This is a genomic window from Paenibacillus sp. FSL H7-689 (assembly GCF_000517905.1).
Lineage (GTDB): Bacteria > Bacillota > Bacilli > Paenibacillales > Paenibacillaceae > Paenibacillus > Paenibacillus amylolyticus.
In genome coordinates this window covers 326,002-345,608 of sequence record NZ_ASPU01000002.1, presented here as the reverse complement: position 1 = coordinate 345,608, position 19,607 = coordinate 326,002, and the positions used below count along the sequence as shown (strand labels likewise).

General features: G+C 45.8%; 13 protein-coding genes and 2 tRNA genes. 3 read left to right on the top strand and 12 right to left on the bottom strand.

Features of this window, described 5'->3' with window-relative positions:
- Nucleotides 1-98: 98 nt before the first annotated feature.
- From lon to C170_RS01435, 7 genes are all read right to left on the bottom strand, one after another.
- Complete coding sequence (gene lon / locus C170_RS01465; protein ID WP_036605889.1) at nucleotides 99-2,438, bottom strand: endopeptidase La; 2,340 nt, start codon at nucleotides 2,436-2,438, stop codon at nucleotides 99-101.
- Nucleotides 2,439-2,524: 86 nt separating this feature from the next.
- Nucleotides 2,525-4,279, bottom strand: coding sequence for an ATP-dependent protease LonB (gene lonB, locus C170_RS01460; protein ID WP_036605888.1), 1,755 nt, complete (start codon nucleotides 4,277-4,279; stop codon nucleotides 2,525-2,527).
- A 167-nt stretch (nucleotides 4,280-4,446) separates the two neighbouring features.
- Entirely contained in the window at nucleotides 4,447-5,544 is a 1,098-nt protein-coding gene (gene ispG, locus C170_RS01455; RefSeq protein WP_017692591.1) for a flavodoxin-dependent (E)-4-hydroxy-3-methylbut-2-enyl-diphosphate synthase, read from the bottom strand.
- 120 nt (nucleotides 5,545-5,664) lie between these two features.
- Nucleotides 5,665-6,918 carry an ATP-dependent protease ATP-binding subunit ClpX gene (gene clpX, locus C170_RS01450; protein WP_036605887.1) on the bottom strand — a complete coding sequence of 418 codons (1,254 nt, stop codon included), beginning with the start codon at nucleotides 6,916-6,918 and terminating at the stop codon, nucleotides 5,665-5,667.
- A gap of 12 nt (nucleotides 6,919-6,930) precedes the next feature.
- Nucleotides 6,931-7,521, bottom strand: a complete 591-nt coding sequence (gene clpP / locus C170_RS01445) for an ATP-dependent Clp endopeptidase proteolytic subunit ClpP (protein ID WP_036605886.1) — start codon at nucleotides 7,519-7,521, stop codon at nucleotides 6,931-6,933.
- A 379-nt stretch (nucleotides 7,522-7,900) separates the two neighbouring features.
- On the bottom strand, nucleotides 7,901-9,241 hold the full coding sequence (tig, locus tag C170_RS01440; protein ID WP_036605885.1) for a trigger factor: 1,341 nt from the start codon (nucleotides 9,239-9,241) through the stop codon (nucleotides 7,901-7,903).
- 138 nt (nucleotides 9,242-9,379) lie between these two features.
- Complete coding sequence (locus C170_RS01435; RefSeq protein WP_174806500.1) at nucleotides 9,380-10,315, bottom strand: hypothetical protein; 936 nt, start codon at nucleotides 10,313-10,315, stop codon at nucleotides 9,380-9,382.
- A 234-nt stretch (nucleotides 10,316-10,549) separates the two neighbouring features.
- Between C170_RS01435 and C170_RS01430 the strand changes: the two genes are divergently transcribed.
- Both C170_RS01430 and C170_RS01425 read left to right on the top strand, forming a co-directional pair.
- Nucleotides 10,550-10,623, top strand: a tRNA-Arg gene (locus tag C170_RS01430).
- A gap of 626 nt (nucleotides 10,624-11,249) precedes the next feature.
- Complete coding sequence (locus C170_RS01425; RefSeq protein ID WP_036605884.1) at nucleotides 11,250-12,479, top strand: CynX/NimT family MFS transporter; 1,230 nt, start codon at nucleotides 11,250-11,252, stop codon at nucleotides 12,477-12,479.
- 127 nt (nucleotides 12,480-12,606) lie between these two features.
- On the opposite strand, the gene C170_RS01420 is transcribed toward C170_RS01425, so the two are convergent.
- From C170_RS01420 to C170_RS01410, 3 genes are all read right to left on the bottom strand, one after another.
- Complete coding sequence (locus tag C170_RS01420) at nucleotides 12,607-16,566, bottom strand: S8 family serine peptidase (protein WP_051446927.1); 3,960 nt, start codon at nucleotides 16,564-16,566, stop codon at nucleotides 12,607-12,609.
- 393 nt (nucleotides 16,567-16,959) lie between these two features.
- Nucleotides 16,960-17,730 carry a class I SAM-dependent methyltransferase gene (locus tag C170_RS01415; protein ID WP_036605883.1) on the bottom strand — a complete coding sequence of 257 codons (771 nt, stop codon included), beginning with the start codon at nucleotides 17,728-17,730 and terminating at the stop codon, nucleotides 16,960-16,962.
- A 203-nt stretch (nucleotides 17,731-17,933) separates the two neighbouring features.
- Nucleotides 17,934-18,007, bottom strand: a tRNA-Arg gene (locus tag C170_RS01410).
- A 291-nt stretch (nucleotides 18,008-18,298) separates the two neighbouring features.
- Here C170_RS01410 and C170_RS01400 point away from each other — a divergent pair.
- Complete coding sequence (locus C170_RS01400) at nucleotides 18,299-18,592, top strand: DUF4870 domain-containing protein (RefSeq protein WP_017692583.1); 294 nt, start codon at nucleotides 18,299-18,301, stop codon at nucleotides 18,590-18,592.
- Between the two features lie 177 nt (nucleotides 18,593-18,769).
- On the opposite strand, the gene C170_RS01395 is transcribed toward C170_RS01400, so the two are convergent.
- Nucleotides 18,770-19,126, bottom strand: coding sequence for a hypothetical protein (locus tag C170_RS01395; RefSeq protein ID WP_036605881.1), 357 nt, complete (start codon nucleotides 19,124-19,126; stop codon nucleotides 18,770-18,772).
- A 31-nt stretch (nucleotides 19,127-19,157) separates the two neighbouring features.
- Nucleotides 19,158-19,457, bottom strand: a complete 300-nt coding sequence (locus C170_RS01390) for a hypothetical protein (RefSeq protein WP_017692581.1) — start codon at nucleotides 19,455-19,457, stop codon at nucleotides 19,158-19,160.
- Nucleotides 19,458-19,607 lie beyond the last annotated feature (150 nt).

The window sequence follows — 19,607 nt, the reverse complement described above, 5'->3', positions numbered from 1 at the left end:
CCATGGATTGTTCTATCATACCAAAAAAACCGTTCCAGCGGACGCCGAAGCCTCCGCAGAACGGTCTAATCTTCATACGAACCTTTCGGATACGTGGATTACAGGTGAATTCCTGTCTGCTCAACAAGTGCATGCTGCAATACCTGATCCATATGGGCTACAGGGACAAACTCCACATCTTCCTTGATGCTGTCTGGAATGTCACGCAGGTCCCGTTCGTTATCCTTAGGCAATAATATTTTTTTATAGCCGGCACGATGGGCTGCCAGTGATTTCTCTTTCAGACCACCAATCGGCAACACACGTCCACGCAGTGTTATTTCACCAGTCATCGCGATATCCTTGGACACATGTTTGTTCGTCAAGGCTGAGATTAACGCTGTTGCCATCGTAATCCCGGCAGATGGACCATCCTTCGGAATCGCTCCTTCCGGAACGTGGATATGGATATCGTTTTTCTCATGGAAGTCAGGCGAAATTCCTAGCTGTGTAGCTTTGGAACGGGTGTAACTGAATGCGGCTTGTGCCGATTCCTTCATGACATCCCCCAGTTTACCTGTGAGAGTCAATTTACCTGTTCCAGGCACAACAGTCACTTCAATGATAAGGGTATCTCCACCCACTTCAGTCCACGCCAGACCCGTTACGGTACCAATCTGATCTTCCAGTTCGGCCATACCATAACGGAACTTGCCAGGTCCAAGGTAGTCTTTGATCTCATCGGATGAGATGTTAATCTGACCTTCCACACCCGATACGATGTTCTTGGCAGCTTTCCGGCACAACGAAGCCATCTGCTGTTCCAGATTACGCACACCTGACTCCCGTGTATATTCACGAATTACACGCAACAACGCGTCATCCGGGATTTCCAATTGCTCTTCTTCCAAACCATGGTCCTGCTTCTGTTTGGGCAACAAATAGTTTTTCGCAATTTGTTGCTTCTCCAGTTCCGTATAACCAGGGATGTTGAGCATTTCCATCCGATCCAGCAATGGACGCGGAATATTGTGTACCGTGTTGGCAGTTGTTATAAACATAACGTTGGATAAGTCAAACGGCAATTCTACAAAATGATCACTAAACGTATTATTTTGTTCCGGATCAAGTACCTCAAGTAACGCTGCGGAAGGATCTCCGCGGAAGTCTGAAGCCATCTTATCAATCTCGTCCAGCAGGAATACCGGATTAAGTGACCCTGCCGTTTTCATCCCCTGGATGATACGCCCAGGCATAGCCCCTACATAGGTGCGCCGATGACCACGAATCTCGGCTTCATCCCGCACGCCGCCAAGAGATATTCTTACAAATTCCCGACCCAGCGATCTAGCAATCGAACGAGCAAGTGATGTTTTACCGACCCCTGGAGGTCCGACCAGACAGAGAATTGGCCCTTTGAGCTTCTTGACGAGCTTCTGGACAGCCAGATATTCAAGCACACGTTCTTTCGGCTTTTCCAGTCCGTAATGATCTGCATTGAGCACATCTTCCGCTTTTTGGATATCCAGATCATCCGCTGTCATCTGACTCCAAGGAAGGCCAAGCAGCCAATCCACGTAGTTGCGAATGACTCCGCCCTCGGCTGAACTTGCAGGCATTTTCTCCAGTCGATCAATTTCTTTCTCGACCTTTTCTTTCACCTTGTCCGGCAAGCCGAGTTCTTCCATCTGAGTGCGAAGTTCCTCGACCTCACCCGCACGGCCTTCTTTTTCACCCAGTTCTTTCTGGATCGCTTTCATCTGCTCGCGCAAATAATATTCCTTCTGCGTTTTCTCCATCTGTTTCTTCACACGTTGGCTGATCTTGCGTTCAAGCTCCAGCACTTCGCGCTCATTGTTCAGGATATCCAGCAATTTCTCCAGACGTTCCCGAACGTCGATGGTCTCCAGAATTTCCTGTTTATCCTTGATCTTCAAGGACAGGTGACTCGTGATGACATCGGCCAGACGCCCTGGTTCTTCGATGTCAGACACCGCTGCGAGTGTCTCTGGTGTCACTTTTTTGGACAGATTAATATAATTCTCGAACTGGTTCAGAACGGTACGCATCAAGGCATCCGTCTCCGGATGGGTATTCTCCTCTTCAGGCAGCTCTTTAGCCAGTACTTCATAATATTCCTCGTTGTCCGTATATTCAATAATTTCAGCCCGTTCCAAGCCTTCAACGAGTACACGAATCGTACCGTTCGGAAGCTTCAGCATCTGTCTGACCTTGGCCACGGTTCCGATTCTGAAAATGTCCTCTTGTGTTGGTTCTTCAATATTTACTTCGGCTTGGGAACATAGGAGAATCAGATGTTCTTCTACCATCGCTTTTTCTAAAGCCTTGACCGATTTCTCCCGGCCCACATCGAGATGCAGTACCATACTCGGGTAGACGAGAAGTCCTCTTAAAGGCAGTAAAGGAAAACGACGACCTTTCGCTTTGCTCGGTCCCATCGCTTTCGCACCTCCAATGGCTCTCAGGTTGTAGTCATTCATTATTCTATCAAATGTTCACATAAAAAACCAATGAAGGGAAGCGCTTAGCAGCTTCCCGAATCTGTAACCTGTCCTGGACGAGGCACGTCCGCACGCAAATAGGAAGCGGATGCCGGTGGAAAAATCTCCGGTGCAGGTGCAACTGTCTCCTCTGCAAGCTTCGTTTGTTCCATTTGTTGTGATTCCGGAACCCAGGCGAACACTTCACGGAATACGTCCTGTACCGTATCTACCGGGATAACGCGCAAGCCATCCAGATTCTCAAAAATGGACTGCCAGTTCTCCGCGGGAATAATAACGGTCTTCGCTCCTGCCTGAAATGCAGCCTCGACCTTGGCCAGCACGCCACCGATAGGTTTAACCCGACCATGAATACTGATCTCGCCAGTCATCGCTGTCTCATGATCCACAGGACGCCTCTGAATGGCTGATGTAATGGCAGTCGCCATGGCGATCCCGGCGGATGGACCATCAATAGGCGTCCCACCTGGGAAATTCACGTGTAAATCGTAATCATTCGGACGAATACCCATGGCTTTTAATACGGTTAACACATTTTCAACCGAGCCTTTGGCCATACTTTTTCGCCGGAGTGTACGCGAACCGCCTCCAATCTCTTCTTCATCCACAACGCCTGTAATGTTGATTCGGCCTTGATCTTTAAGAGCCGGAACAGCAGACACTTCGATCTCCAAAATGGTTCCCATATTCGGTCCGTATACCGCCAAGCCGTTAACAAAACCCACCTGCGGCTGTGTAGGGACCTTCCGATCAGGCCGTGGCTGAATCTGACTGCTACCCGCCACCCACTCCACATCAGATGCCTGAAGCGTCTCACGCTTCTCTGTCAGCGCAAGTCCAGCAGCCAGCTGGATGATATTGACCGCTTCACGTCCATTGGTTGCATATCGCTTGACCACATCAACGGCATCCGGACATGGACTGAACCCTATTTTCTGAACAGCATCCTCTGCAATTCGCCCAATCTCCTCAGGCAACAGAGGACGGAAATAAACTTCCATACAGCGGGAACGCAGAGCTGGTGGCAGTTCATGAGGCGAACGTGTCGTTGCTCCAACAAGGCGGAAATCGGCCGGCAGGCCATTTTGAAAAATATCGTGGATATAAGCAGGAGTATGCGTGTCTTCCGAGTTATAGTACGCACTCTCCAAAAACACCTTGCGATCCTCCAACACTTTCAACAGCTTATTCATCTGAATCGAATGTAATTCACCAATCTCATCAATAAAAAGCATTCCCCCATGCGCTTTCGTGACAGCGCCCGGTTTCGGTTGGGGAATACCTGCAACGCCCATGGCTCCTGCTCCCTGATATATCGGATCGTGGACCGAACCAATTAAGGGGTCCGCAATACCACGCTCATCAAAACGGGCTGTTGTTGCATCCAGCTCCGTGAATTTCGCGTCTGGCTTGAAAGGCGATGTTGGATTCTTCTTAGCCTCTTCCAAAACGACCCTTGCGGCAGCTGTCTTCCCGACTCCGGGAGGGCCATAAATGATAACATGTTGCGGATTAGCACTGCACAAAGCAGCTTTAAGGGCACGCAGCCCGTCTTTTTGCCCAACAATATCGTTAATGGTAGCTGGACGCGTCTTCTCCGACAACGGCTTGGTGAGTGAGATCGAACGCAGCTTGCGCAGCTTCTCCAGTTCCTTGCGAGATTCACGCTCAACGGCACTGCGGTTTGTTTTCTGGCCACGCAGCAGGTTCCAGAAATACAAACCAATCACCACTCCAAAAAATAACTGAATCAACATGATGACCATACCAAATTCCATGTCTTCACATCCTCCTATTTTGTCGCTATTCTCATATGAGATCATGCTAATACTTGGTAGTATAGCCTTTTCAACGCGACGTAAACGGGCGATGCGGAATTTGTATGCGAGAAAATAAAAAGCCCGCCATCGCTGGCGAGCTTTTGCTGTAACAAGATATGAATCAATCAGTGCGAACGACCAGGAATAACACCTGTCTCTTCGTAGGCTTCAACGATTTTGTCGATCTCTTTTTTTAATTCCTCAACCATGATTTCTTCAGGCACTTTACGAATCATCTTACCATGACGGAACAAGAGACCTTCTCCACGAGCACCGGCAATTCCGATATCCGCTTCTTTGGCCTCACCTGGACCATTAACCGCACAACCCAACACCGATACTTTAATCGGCACCTTCAGTTTGGAGATATACTCTTCCACTTCGTTGGCAATGGAGAACAGGTCGATGTCCAAACGTCCACACGTTGGGCAGGAGATCAATGTGGCTGCATTTGTAATCAGTCCAAATGTTTTGAGCAGATCACGAGCGACCTTAATTTCTTCTACCGGGTCCGCACTCAGTGAGATCCGCATCGTTGAACCAATACCCATGGACAATAGAGCTCCCATACCTGCGGAGCTTTTGATTGTACCGGAGAACAGTGTACCTGCTTCGGTAATCCCGAGATGCAACGGATACGGAATGATTTGAGCTGCTTTGGTATACGCCTCAATTGCCATCGGCACATCCGATGCTTTGAGAGACACGATGATATCATGGAAATCAAGCTCTTCCAAAATACCAATGTGATACAATGCACTTTCTACCATAGCATCTGCCGTAGGATACCCATACTTCTCAAGGAGATGGTTTTCCAAAGAACCCGCATTTACTCCAATCCGAATCGGAATGCCGCGGTCTTTACAAGCCTTAACCACTTCTTCCACTTTTGCACGTTTACCGATGTTACCTGGATTAATCCGAACTTTATCGATGCCGTTCTCAATCGCAAGTAAAGCCAGCTTATAGTTGAAATGAATGTCCGCTACGAGCGGTATATTAATGCGTTTTTTGATTTCCTTGATGGCTGCGGCAGCTTCCTCATTATTCACCGTTACACGTACCACTTGACAGCCCGCTTCTTCCAGTCGCAGAATCTCTGCAACCGTTGCTTCAACGTCTGCCGTTTTGGTTGTACACATACTTTGGATAATGACTTCGTTACTGCCACCGATCGTTACGTTTCCCACTTTCACGGGACGTGTATCCTGTCTTAAATACATGAGTGATTTCTCTCCCCACAACGTCAAAGCTCCACCCTGACAGAGACATGAATTCGCCTTCTGCCAAAGTGGAGAACTGACAAGTCTATATTTCAGAGTTCAACGGGATTCAGGCCTTTATTAGGCGCTCTCTTCCTGCTTATCGTCCTTCGATTGGCTTAGTTCAGGCACGACTCTTTTCTCAACAACTTCCTCGGTAATGACACAGTTCGTAACATCTTCACGTGAAGGCACTTCATACATGATTTCCAGCATGATACCTTCAATGATGGCACGCAATCCACGTGCACCTGTGTTACGTTTAATTGCTTCTTTTGCAATCGCAAGCAATGCAGCTGGTTCAAAGACCAGATTCACATTATCCAGCTCAAGCAGTTTTTGGTACTGTTTGGTAAGCGCGTTTTTTGGTTCGGAAAGAATCCGTACCAGCGTATCTTCATCCAGCGGCTCCAAAGTGGAGATAACTGGCAGACGGCCTACAAATTCCGGAATCAGACCAAATTTCAGCAAATCTTCCGGCAATACCATACCCAGGTATTCACCTGGTTTCAGATCTTTTTGCTCAGAAACGGTATTAAAGCCAATGACTTTTTTACCGATCCGGCGTTTGATCATTTGCTCCAGACCATCAAAGGCACCGCCGCAAATGAACAGGATGTTTGTTGTATCGATCTGAATGAATTCTTGATGAGGGTGTTTACGACCACCTTGTGGTGGTACAGAAGCCACAGTTCCTTCAAGAATTTTCAAGAGAGCCTGTTGCACACCTTCGCCCGATACATCACGAGTAATGGATGGGTTTTCGGATTTACGCGCTACTTTATCAATCTCATCGATATAAATAATGCCACGCTCTGCTTTTTCCACATCATAATCAGCAGCTTGAATCAGTTTGAGCAGGATGTTCTCTACATCCTCACCCACATAACCCGCTTCTGTTAATGACGTAGCATCCGCAATAGCAAAAGGAACATTCAAAATTTTTGCCATCGTTTGCGCAAGCAACGTTTTACCAGAACCTGTTGGCCCTAACAGCAAAATGTTACTCTTTGACAATTCAACGTCTTCAATTTTGCTTTGTGTGTTGATCCGTTTGTAGTGATTATACACCGCAACAGACAATGATTTTTTCGCTTGTTCCTGTCCAATAACATATTGATCCAGAATATTACGAATTTCTTTTGGTTTCGGAATATCTTTCAGGTCCACTTCTTCATCATGACCAAGTTCTTCCTCAACGATTTCGGTGCAAAGTTCGATACATTCATCACAGATGTACACGCCTGGTCCAGCGACCAACTTGCGTACCTGCTCCTGAGATTTACCGCAAAAAGAGCATTTCAACTGCCCTTTCTCATCGTTAAATTTAAACATGAAACCACCCCTTTAGGAATTGATCGGTCTACTGAGCACCTGGTCAATAATGCCGTACGTCTTAGCTTCTTCAGCGCTCATGAAGAAGTCACGGTCGGTATCCCGCTCAATTTTCTCAAGAGGCTGACCCGTACGATCGACGTATATTTGATTCAGTTTCTGACGTGTTTTAATAATCCATTCTGCGTGTATCTTAATATCCGCAGCCTGTCCTTGAATGCCGCCAAGCGGCTGATGAATCATTACTTCGCTATTTGTCAGCGCATATCTCTTGCCAGGTGCACCGGCTGTCAGCAATAACGAGCCCATGCTTGCTGCCATCCCTACGCAAATGGTAGATACATCCGGCTTGATAAATTGCATCGTATCGTATATACCCATCCCTGCGGTGACAGAACCACCAGGTGAGTTAATGTACAAGCTGATATCCTTCTCAGGATCGTCGGCTGCCAAAAACAAAAGCTGTGCTATGACAAGATTGGCTACATCGTCATCAATCGCACTGGTTAGAAAGATAATGCGATCTTTCAGCAAACGTGAATATATATCGTAAGACCGCTCGCCTCGATTGGTTTGTTCTATAACCATTGGCACCAGACTCATGAGACCAACCTCTTTTCTACATGTAATTAGACATAGGCCACCTGTAAAGCAAACCCAAATTCATTCTAACACTTTCCTGTGACAATGTCATTTTTCACAAGAGGGGTGAGACATCAATTTGTTTACTTTTTTAGCCTGATCATATTTAACCATGTTTTCTATGTATGTGCAAATTGAAGCCATCCTATGCCGTCTTGCCATTTTTTATTTGCATGAAGTACATAGGTATGTAAAAAGTGTACGCGGATCAATAAAATTAGTGTTCATCCATATAATTACTTCATTTTCTATAAAATGGATGTCATAATTTAAAAATAAGGCACGCAATAATTCACGTGCCTTATCGTTTATTCAACTGACAAGTTGATAACAGCTTGTCTTATTTTTCGTCAGCTTCTGCAACAACTTCTTCAGCTGGAGCTTCAACCGGTTCAACAACTGTGCTGTTCTCAAGGAGAACGTCAATCGTTTTACGCAGTTTAACTTCATCGCGAAGGCTGTCCAAGGAACCATTACCTTCGAGGATGCCACGGATCTCATCAGCAGGACGCTTGTAAGATTCAGCCATTTTCTCGAGTTCTTGATTCACTTCTTCATCAGATACTTCAATGTTTTCCGCTTTACCTACAGCTTCAAGCACCAGGTTGTTGCGAACACGTTTGGAAGCATCTTCTTGCATTTGCCCTCTCAGGTCAGCTTGAGTCTGGCCAGAGAAGCTCAGGAACATTTCAAGGTTCATACCTTGGTTACGCAGACGGTTGTCGAAATCACGCATCATGTTTTGTACTTCGCTCTCAACCATTGCAGCAGGAATGTCCACTTCAGCGTTTTCAGCCACTTTTTCTACAACTGCATTTTCTTGTGCAGCTTTGGCTTCGTCAGCTTTGCGGGATTCCAATTGTGTTTTCAGGTCAGCTTTGTACTCTTCAAGTGTGTCGAATTCGCTAACATCTTTAGCAAACTCATCATCCAATGCAGGAAGTTGTTTGCGTTTGATTTCGTGAATTTTCACTTTGAATACCGCTTGTTTGCCAGCAAGTTCTGCTGCATGGTAGCTCTCTGGGAAAGTCACTTCTACGTCTTTGAAGTCACCTGTGGACAGACCCACAACTTGTTCTTCAAATCCAGGAATGAATGTGTTGGAACCCAGTTCCAGGGAATAACGCTCAGCTTGTCCACCTTCGAAAGGTACACCATCAACGGAACCGTCGAAGTCGATTACTGCAACGTCGCCGTTAGCAGCGGAACCTTCGTCAATTACAACGAGTTCAGCGTGACGTTGTTGAAGACGCTCAAGTTCTTCAGTCACTTCTGCGTCAGTTACTTCGCCTTTTGCTACAGCAACTTCGATTCCTTTGTACTCACCAAGAGTAACTTCAGGTTTCACAGTTACTTTTGCTTTGAACTTGAATGTTTGTCCTTTAGCAAATTGTTCAACATCTACGTCAGGACGATCAACCGGGAAGATATCCGTTTGGTCGATTGCTTCTGTATAAGCTTCAGGAAGCAAAATGTCGATTGCTTCTTGATAAAGGCTCTCTACACCAAAACGTGCTTCGAAAATGGAACGTGGTACTTTACCTTTACGGAATCCAGGTACGTTTGCTTGTTTAACCACTTTATTAAAAGCTTTGTCGAGTGCTGCAGTTACACGATCTGCATCCACTTCAACCTCAAGAACCCCAAGGTTCTTCTCTATCTTTTCCCAAGTTGCTTTCATTGTATACTTTCCCCTCCAAAATTCACATGTTCACGTAGGCAATCACGTACAAAATAACCATTTTAGTATAAACAAGATTAGATTCTTTTTCAAGGGGAATCCCTTGATACAGTTTAAGGAAAACGTTTCCGGCCTCGATTAACCATCCAAACCGGCAGATACAAACTGTTTCATGGAACGATAAGCCTGTTCCAGTCGAAAGCGCATCGCGCCTGTCACAGCATACATTGAGCGGGTATTTTCCTCATCATGCGAACCACCCAGACTGTCTGCAACGGTCATATGTAGAGCTGCTGCCCATATATCTGTCATGGAATCATTTTCTTCCAGCATCGATACATAATCACGGGTTCCATACACCGCCATGACATATTGTATCCACAGTTCCTGGGCAAAATAAAAGAGCGTAGGTTCATGAACCTCCGTCTGATCTGCCACTCGTTCCAGAATCTGAACGATTTGGAGCGGGAATTCCTCTGGTCTAAGAGGCACGGTGTCGATCTCGACTTCAACCTGCTCTTCGCCTCTCGTAAACAGGATCATACCTTGAACACCTCGTCGACGCAAGGTTTGCAACACCCGAAATTGAAGCAGAGGGTGAAGCGACTTATCTTTTAACCAACTCGTAAGTGCCTCGTCAATCTTCGGTAGATCAAGATAGGCCAGCTGCTCCAAAGCCAGCATCGTCTGTTCAGACAGCGGCTCCTCCATTACTGTGCGAAGCATCTTATCTGCATAACCATCATCCTGTTCAAGCTTCATTCGGGCATGTTGCCGTGCCATGTCTTCCTCACTAATCTCTTCTTCCTCTTCTCGTTCTTCAAGAACGGCAGGCGAGGTTTCTTCATATTGAGGAAACGCAGCCTGAAGCCATTCGAGCAGAGCCCGCCATTCATCATAATGGCGCTCTTCCTGTCCCTGACATTGCAGCAAAAAGTGAAGCAATTTCATCGCTTCACCATACCGTTCATTTTCAAGCATAACTGTCAATTGAATCTGGTAATAGTCCAGCGTCTTAGGAAACAGCACAATATTGTTGTTATGCTCGGTTTCCGGGGTCGTGGATTCCTTAATGGGAGCACCTCCTCTATATCCTGAATCTCCAGTCGGAATCAACATAAATAGATGTATATATTAAAACGATTGTTGATCTATTTTCTGAGTTCTCCTGATATTCTAACATAACCTTAAATATAATGAAAAAAACGTTACTGCCGCTAAATATCATATACGAAAAATAATTCAAAATAAAACGCTTGATATTCCTGTATGCATATGATAAAATCAATTTTGCTTGAAAAAATTCATGTCTCAGTAGCTCAGCTGGATAGAGCAACGCCCTTCTAAGGCGTCGGTCGGGGGTTCGAATCCCTCCTGGGACGTATAAAAAGAAGCTTCCTTAGGGAAGCTTTTTTTGCGTTCAGGGGATGAGAACCCCAACAGTTCGTCGGAGCATTCGCTTCGTTAGCACCACTTCGCAGTCTCGACTGCAAGGAGTATCCCTCCTGGGACGTATTAAAAGAAGCTTCCTTCGGGAAGTTTTTTTGCGTCTGGGGATGAGAACCCCAATGGTTCGTCGGAGCATTCGCTTCGTTACATGCTCTATGTCGCTGCATTGGAGCGTCCGCATTTGCTCATTCTATAAGCAACACGTTGAAGTATCGATGTTCTAACGAACATAGGACACTTTATTTGCTCCCAATTCAGCATTGTGGAACTCTAACGAATCTTAGAGAGCTTATTTCACCATTCTGGGGTATTAACCCAGTTATTCGCACTTCATAGCCTGCTTAACGTCGCTGAGGTTCGTTAGAATTTGAAAATAGCGATTTTCCCATTATAAGACCTCGTGGATTCGTTAGAGTTCACAGGTTAATCAAGGCACCCATTGTCGATTGGGTGTTTTTTCATTTCATTGCTCAATATTGACATAGAATGTTATGCTTACCCAGTGGGTAATGTAACAATCCATACATATTAACTTCTTAGGAAACAGGAGATTTTATCAATGTCATCTTCAATACAGCAACACTCATCTATCCATACCGAGGAAGAACATTCTTCGACATCAAAAAGATTCGGCCTGTTATTAGCAGGCATTATCGTCATCGCCGCTACCATGAGGTCACCGATCACTGCAACGGGTCCCGTTGTGGAGATGATCCGCTCAGATACAGGTATCGGCCATACAATGGTCGGGCTTCTGACCTCACTTCCTTTGCTCGCCTTTGCAGCAGTCTCTCCTTTTGCACCACGTCTTGCCAAGCGGTTAGGACTCGAATCTGCTCTGCTATTGGCTGTTATGATTGTAACCATTGGGGTGGCATTACGCTTGTTGCCTTCCGTTCTCTCCTTATATGCAGGAACCGCAATTTTGGGGTGCGGCATTGCATTAAGCAACGTGCTTTTGCCAAGTTTGATCAAACGTGATTTCCCATTGCGGGTAGGTATCGTCACCGGATTATACTCTGTATCCATGAATATATTTGGCGCCATCGCCTCAGGTGTGAGTGTGCCCGTAGCAGGAGCCACATCTATGGGTTGGCGCGCTTCGTTAGGCATGTGGGCCTTGTTGTCCATATTGGCGCTTCTCTTGTGGCTCCCCCAGATCGCCGCAGGACGTCAGCGAATGTTATTCATAGCCACACAGAGTGAAGGGACACCTGTACGTCTACGGACCTCTTCCCTGGCCTGGTTCATTACTTTATTTATGGGTCTGCAATCTCTAATATTCTATACAACGATTACCTGGCTTCCCGAAATTCTTGCTGAGCAAGGATTCAGCCCCACCTCAGCAGGGTGGATGCTCTCCCTGATGCAGATGGTTAGTGTACCAGCTACCTTTATCGTTCCAATCCTCGCCGGCCGAACGCGAGATCAGCGTGTTCTAACCGCGATAACGTGCTCTTCTTTAATTGTCGGGTATGCTTTATTGTTAAGTGGCATCGCTTCGCTCGTTACCATTGGTGTCACGTTGGCAGGAATAGGTGCTGGAGCTTCATTTGGCATGGTAACAATGTTCTTCGTCCTTCGCACAAAAGATGCCAGACAAGCTGCCAGCCTGTCCGGTATGGCCCAGTCCTTCGGATATATGCTAGCGGCAGTTGGACCTTTACTGTTCGGTATGCTTCATGACTGGACAAAAGGATGGACCCTGCCGTTGCTAATACAGGTCATTCTGGCCATCGCTTTGTTAATCGCAGGGATTCAGGCCAGCAAAAATAGAATGATCGGTTAGTCATACAATTCATTTATAAAAAAACAAAACGGCCTCCATCCTGCAAATCAGGATGGAGGCCGTTTATGCATAGAACAATTCCTTCATTAATTGAATCCATTTTAATCAATTTCAATGAGGAATGAACTTACTTCACTTTTACCTTAATCGTGTCTGTGCTGGTAACACCGCCTGCGTTAATTAACTCTGCCCGATACGTATACGTGCCCGATGTTTTCCCGGACAGTGTAGTCACAGCACTTTGTGCATAAGGTGTAGCCGAACGGAGTTCTTGCGTATCGATCAACTTATCATTTTCATAGAGACGATACTCTGTAGCGTTGGTCCCCCACCATAGGTTCATGGTCACCTTATAATGGCCATCGCCATCCCAGTTATCGTGAGAAATAACCGCTTTGCCTGGCGTTGCGTTGGTAACCCGAACAGTCAACGTCTGACTACGCGTTGTTCCCTTGTCGTTGGTCAGCTCAGCCACGTACGTATACGTGCCATTGGCTTTGCCCGTGATCTTCGTCTGAGCAAACTGCGCCCAAGGCGCGTTGTAAGTCAACTTCTGCGTATCTACCAAAACCCCGTCCTCATATAACTTGTAGCTAGTTGCGTTCTCGCCCCACCACAGGTTCATTGTAACGATATACGCGCCCTCTGGTAAGCCGTTGCCTACCCAGTTATTGTGAGACAATACAGGCGTACCTGGGGCCTTGGTTGCCGGAGTTTCAGGTTCGGTCTCCACGGCTTCCAATTTCAGTGCCGTATTGGCTGTGCCCGAAAGCCCCTGTTGGTCTTTTACGGCAAGTTCAACAGCATACTCGCCTGCTTCAATTCCCTCCAAAGGAAGGTTGAAGGTACCATCAGCTTGTACTTCAAAGACTCCTTCTTTATAAACCGATCCATCCTCTTTTTTCACAACATACGTTGCTTCCAGAGAAGCGGCCGGATCAAACGTGATGTCCCATCCGCTGGCAAGCGCAGGAGCTACACGGAAGTACAAGTCTTCCACGCTACCGTTAAGGACAGCAGACTCATCCTCTTTGAACTCCAACGCTTCTGGTGCAGTTACAGCCGGAGCTGTCTTTTTCACCAAAAATGGCGAAGTGTCTTCCTTATAGGTTTTGCCGTCCGTACCAATAGTAGTGATGTCTACGGTATATAAACCATCCGGAATCTCAGTCACTTCATCGGTTGTGTAATCTGCATATGAGCCGTCCCAAGCAAGGTTGTATCTTGCATTGGCATTGAAGTTAAAATAGTTACCAAAGATGGAGCCGATATAACCATCTTGATAATATCCACCTTCCGGATTAAGACCATCATAGATCTCAATCAGGGCAAATGTCATCGGATTATAGAATTCCATCGCAACATTCAGCGTATCCAACGTACCATCAGCCTTCAATGGATAGTGGAATGGATTTTTCTCAGTCCCTTTTACGGTTTCAATATACTTAACTCCACTCAACGTAACGTTGAAATGAGCAACATATGGCACAGTAAAAGTATTGGTTCCATTCGAGAACTCAATGTATCCTTGTGCTTCTGTAGTCGTAGTAACCCCACGCGGAACGGAGATTGTTACTGCAAGTTCTTCCTCACCATTCAGTGTGAAGGAACTCTTGTCTACGGCAACGGATACACCAGCCACATTACGAGTTGGATTCACATTTACGGTGTAATCCCCGCCACTACCATTCAGCGCTTCAACTTTAACCGTTTTGGTAATCGTCTTTTCATCTGTACTCAGGAAATTACCGTAGTTGATACTTCCGGTGATATTCTCCTTTTCAACAACAGATCCACTTTCTGTGTATTGAGTTACATCAAGCACTTTGACAAAAGCCGCAGGATCAATGGTATTAACAGCCTGAATACGGCCAGCACCTTGATCAAATACATCAAACTTGGTTGTATCCAGCACCTTACTATTGTTCATCAGTGCAACTTTGATATCAAATGGTGTCCATTCCGGATGCTTCTCGATCAGAAGCGCAATCAAACCTGCTACATGAGGTGTAGCCATACTTGTACCTGATTTACGATCATAAGCTTGTGCGTAATCTGCGTCTGGCTCATCCTTGCCGTAGGCAGGAATCGTAGACAAAATGCTTGTACCTGGTGCAACAATATCCGGTTTGATGTCCAGTGTTACCTTTGCAGGTCCACGTGAACTGGATGAACTCATTTCATCGCCCGGAGTTTGGGAACGTTCAAAATCACTAAAGCTCACTTCAACGGCTTGCCCTGCGTCCAGCTCAGCCTTGATCACATCTCCATCTTCCTTGGACATGCTCAGTGTTGGAATAAGTTCAAAGTTATCGCCCAGACTTACACCGATTGGACCGGGAATGTTGTTATATACAATAACAGCCAAGGCTCCGGCTGCTTTAGCATTGGCGATTTTCTCTACAAATGCGATTTCACCACGCTGTATTAATGCCACTTTACCTGTAAAATCCTTACCTTCAAAATCAGTTGGCTTACCCAGTGCTGCATATTCAAGCTCATATTTCCCTGTCAAAACAGTTTCAGGGTCTGCCGACAGGCTCCATCCCATCAGATCCAGACGGTAAACCGACTCTGTAATAGCCAGTGGAGCTTCAGTCGGAGCAATTACAGACTCTTCTTCCACAGGGGCAGCTTCAGGAGAAGCTTCAACGGGTGCAGAAGGTGATGCAGATGGAGTATTTTCTTCCGTTGTAGCTTCTCCTACATTCGGAACTTCAGCTTCATTAGAAACTGTGTCCTCCACAGCTGCTGCACTTTCCTCATCAGCAATTGCGGGTACAACTTGCTCTGAAACTTCTGGTGCTTCTGTTCCAGGTGCCGTCCCCAGTTCAGGAGATTGTTCAACCTTTGGCACCGGTTGTTGTTCAGGTTGTGCCTCTTCGCCTTCCTCACCAATCCAGAAGTGAGTATCGGCTGTAATCAGCTGGCTAGGTCCTGTAGAGTTACCTACCGTAATGGCCATTGCAGACGCACCCGGAGAACCGAGTGTATAACGGTTAGGTCCACTGTTACCACTTGCCACAACCGCTGTCACACCAGACAACATCGCATTATTCAGGGCAACCGAAGTGATATAACTCGGGTCGTTGGCGGCGTTACCTAACGAGAGATTGATTACGTCCATGCCATCTTGAACAGAACGATCAATTCCACCTAGTACCCATGAGGTTTGACCACTACCATACGGTCCAAGTACACGGTAAGCATAGATATCTGCTTCAGGAGCCACACCAACAATACCGTAGTCCCCTGCTTCGCGAGCAGCAACGGTACCCGCTACGTGCGTACCGTGAGATGTGTAATAGGGGCTTCCAAGCTCGTTAAGCTCAGGCTCGCCCGATCCTTTCCATTCTTGATATGTTGTTTCATACGGATCATTGTCGTTTCCAACAAAGTCCCATCCGCCTTTGTAAGCTTCCTGCAAATTAGGATGTTCATAGTCAATCCCAGTATCAATGACGCCGACTTTAATGCCATTTCCTTTGTAACCCAGATCCCATACTTCAGGTGCACCAATAAAAGGAGCTGTGTCTTTCATGTACGGGTTCACTTCATCTGTCTCGGGCGCTATTGTAACTTCAAGGTCTGGATATACGCTGACCACGCCAGGTATTTGAAGCAATTGTCCCACCTGGTTTCCTTTAAGCTCAATCGCTACACCATTAAGGGCATATGCATATTCTTCCAATACTTCATGTTTGATTTTCTTCTGAGTGAGGCTATGTACAAATGACTGTTGTTGTTGCTCAACTTGAGTCACAGCCTTTGTTTCCATAGAGGAGGTAAAAGATTTTCCGGAGAGGGTTGATTCACCTTGCGCTACTGCAACAGGTTTATTGGAAAGCTCAACGATCACTCGGGTGTTCTCTCCACCCAGACCTTCCAAGCTTTTATCCAAAAATGGATCTGCGGCAATTTTTGCTTCCCGTCCTGCAAGAATCTCTCTCCATTGTTTGGCTTCGGCTGTACTGGGTAAGTTGTCAAGCTGAATAACTGAATCTGCGGGAGCGGCTCCAGCCGCGGGGAGAATAATGGAAAAGACCATCAGAACACTTAATAACGTGGATATCAATCGTTTACTCAAGGCTTTGCCCCTCCTTTTAAATGTGAATACGTCACCAAATGATGGGTTCCTGCTGTTTGTGCGTACTGCAATACACACTCCAATTTCAACACCTATCTGCAAGAAGATTGACCCTTGGTAAATTATTCTATCAAAATACCACATTTTCCTTCTAAATACTTACAAATATGATATAGAAATTACTTATATGGGTCTTGAGTATGATAAAAATATCCATTTGTAATTATTTGTCGTTTGAATATTTCATTTTTAAAATAATGCATCAAAAAAAAGACCAAGAGCCTCTTTATCCGAAAGAGGCTCTTGGTGTATAGGGGAAGCGTGGTTAGTATACAAAGAATACCGGAATTCGTTTAACATCGATAAAATTGCTACATATCGCGAAATTTTACTTTATTCTGGCTTCACGGCTTCAATACGCAGGCGCTTGTAATCGGCATACATCGCATCATCTTTCCAAAGGTGAGACATCACGATCTGACTGGTTTCATGGCATATTTGTTGTATCTCTTCATGACTGAGACTCTCAAAATAGTCCCCTCCAAAATGAGCCAACCAGCCTACTATACCCTGCTCACCATCTGCTAGTCTCGTAGGACGGTCGTAGTGATAGGCCTGTCGCACCACAAATCCACGTTGCTCTAAAATATGGCTATATTCTCCGATCGAAGGAAAGTACCAAGGGTTGCGTTCCGATGCACGAATGCCCGTGTTTCGCTCCATAACCTGCTCTAATGCATTCACAATGGTCTGCACGTTCCCTTTACCACCAAACTCTGCGACAAAACGCCCTCCGGGCTTCAAAGATTTCCATATACTATCCACCACTAATCGCGGGCTTCGCATCCAGTGCAGGGCTGCATTGGAGAAGACGGCATCATACAGTCTATTCGTCTCAAACTGATGACCGTCTCCTTCCACGAACTCAAGTTCAGGGAATTTCTTCCTCGCACGGCGAATCATGTCCGTCGATGCATCCATGCCAATAACTTCAGCTTCGGCCAGAGAAATTTCATGCGTCAAATCCCCCGTCCCGCAACCCAGATCAAGAATGTATTCCCCTTTTTGGGGTTGAAGCCAAGAGATCAGGTTTTTGCCGTATCCGGACACAAAAGCCAGTTTGTTGTCATACTCATCTGGTTGCCATTGATTTAACGATTTCATGAATACCACCGTCGCTTTCGTTATTGATATCCTCATTGTGGCATAGAATTGTTTATTATTTAAATATATAAATTCTATATTGTTTATAGGTATAACCAATAAAAGTGCTAACGAAGCGGATGCTTCGACGAACCACTGCACTGGGGTTCTCTTCCCTTGAACGAAAAAGAAGAAGCTTCCCGAAGGAAGCTTCTTCTTTTTTACGTCCCAGGAGGGATTCGAACCCCCGACCGACGCCTTAGAAGGGCGTTGCTCTATCCAGCTGAGCTACTGAGACAAATATGTATAATAAATTTTCGGCGCGGTTCTTATTATACTCTGATTTCTATATTTTTCAATAGTTTTATAAAAAAATTAATAATTATACTTAAATGCGGGTTCAAACATGTACTTTTCCGTGCTATTCTCATACTCCAGTCCCTTTGAGAATATGATAGCTTGAACCAGGTTATATTGAGGAGATTGGGACATTAGAGTAAGATTAACATCAGACATTTTCAATGTCAGAATTGCTGGGTAATCTTTTGCATACATACATTTCAATGATCCATTGAAGGAGAGAATCGTCATGAGACAGCTTTTATCAGCCCTATCCTATTTCAGTATTTTCTTTGCCCCGTTCCTGTTTCCGATCATTATATGGATTGTTGCCAAGGATGATTACATTGAGGGACATGCAAAACGCGCCTTATTCTCACATGTATTCCCCTTTCTCGCTGCCATTCCGTTATTTTATTTCTTCGTGACTGCGCATAGTCTGGGTTCCGCCGTTGGGTTTGTCATTCTATTCTTTGTGATTTACGGATTAAGCTTTGTGTACAATGTGGTTAAAGGGATTCAAGTGCTGCGCGAGTATGCTTGATCACATCTCCACCTGATCTGACCATCGCATAACAAAACCCGCCGTTCAACAACGGCGGGGTTTTCCAGTTACAGATACAGTCAGAGCAACCAGCAACAGCAACAGGTCACATCTACATATAGCTCAACATCGAACTCTATCCCACTATCGCCACATGTGTTGCTGGAGCGTTACCTGTTAAGCCTGCCCGATCAGATAACGCTGAAGTGTTGGACCAAGCAAACCAAAGGAAAACAACTCACTTTGAAACCGAGCTTTATCTTCTTCTACTGTCATACCTTCGCTGTTCTCAAATGCGGTATCTGTCGCCTCTTCAAACGCAGTATGCATATTATTGTTATACCAGTCGATCGCCGAATCGGAGTGATTGCGTACAATCCGAACAACTTCCAGCGAATTTCCGGGCTGTGTTGAAGCCACGTATACAAGTAACGATGGATCTCCGGCATTTCCAGGCTGCACTTCAACCTCTGCACAAGACAATCCATCCACCTCGGTTAATCTGCGTATTTTGGCATCTTGAATGGCATACATTCGTCATCGCGCTCCTTTTCCTTTGTGCTTATCATGTACTTTGTTCAATCTGGTATCGTGTCTCTGGTGTGCCCAATCGGTAAATCTCTCGATACACCTGTTGTAATACCGTTTCATAAGCTCGGTTTACGGACTCCTCCGGTGTATCTGGCCATGGGAATACCATGCCAGGAAAGGCCTCTTCCTCCTTTTCCTGCATGAGGCTCAGCAGTCCCAGTAATTGCTCCGCTTCCTGCGGCGTTGCCTGAATGATCCATTCATATGATGTTACCGACGGATCCGGAATAACGGAGCGGCCCATGACAGACACATAATACTTCATACTGTCCATTGCATGTTCTCTCCTTCACAGGCATGTTGAGGCCGTTGTCCCTAGAACTAGTTTCCGAAGAGGACAGACATTTTATGCCTGCTTTCGGCATATATTTGTTACGACCTCTGACGAAAAGACAACATTTGCTGGTTGCCAGTAACTAAGCAG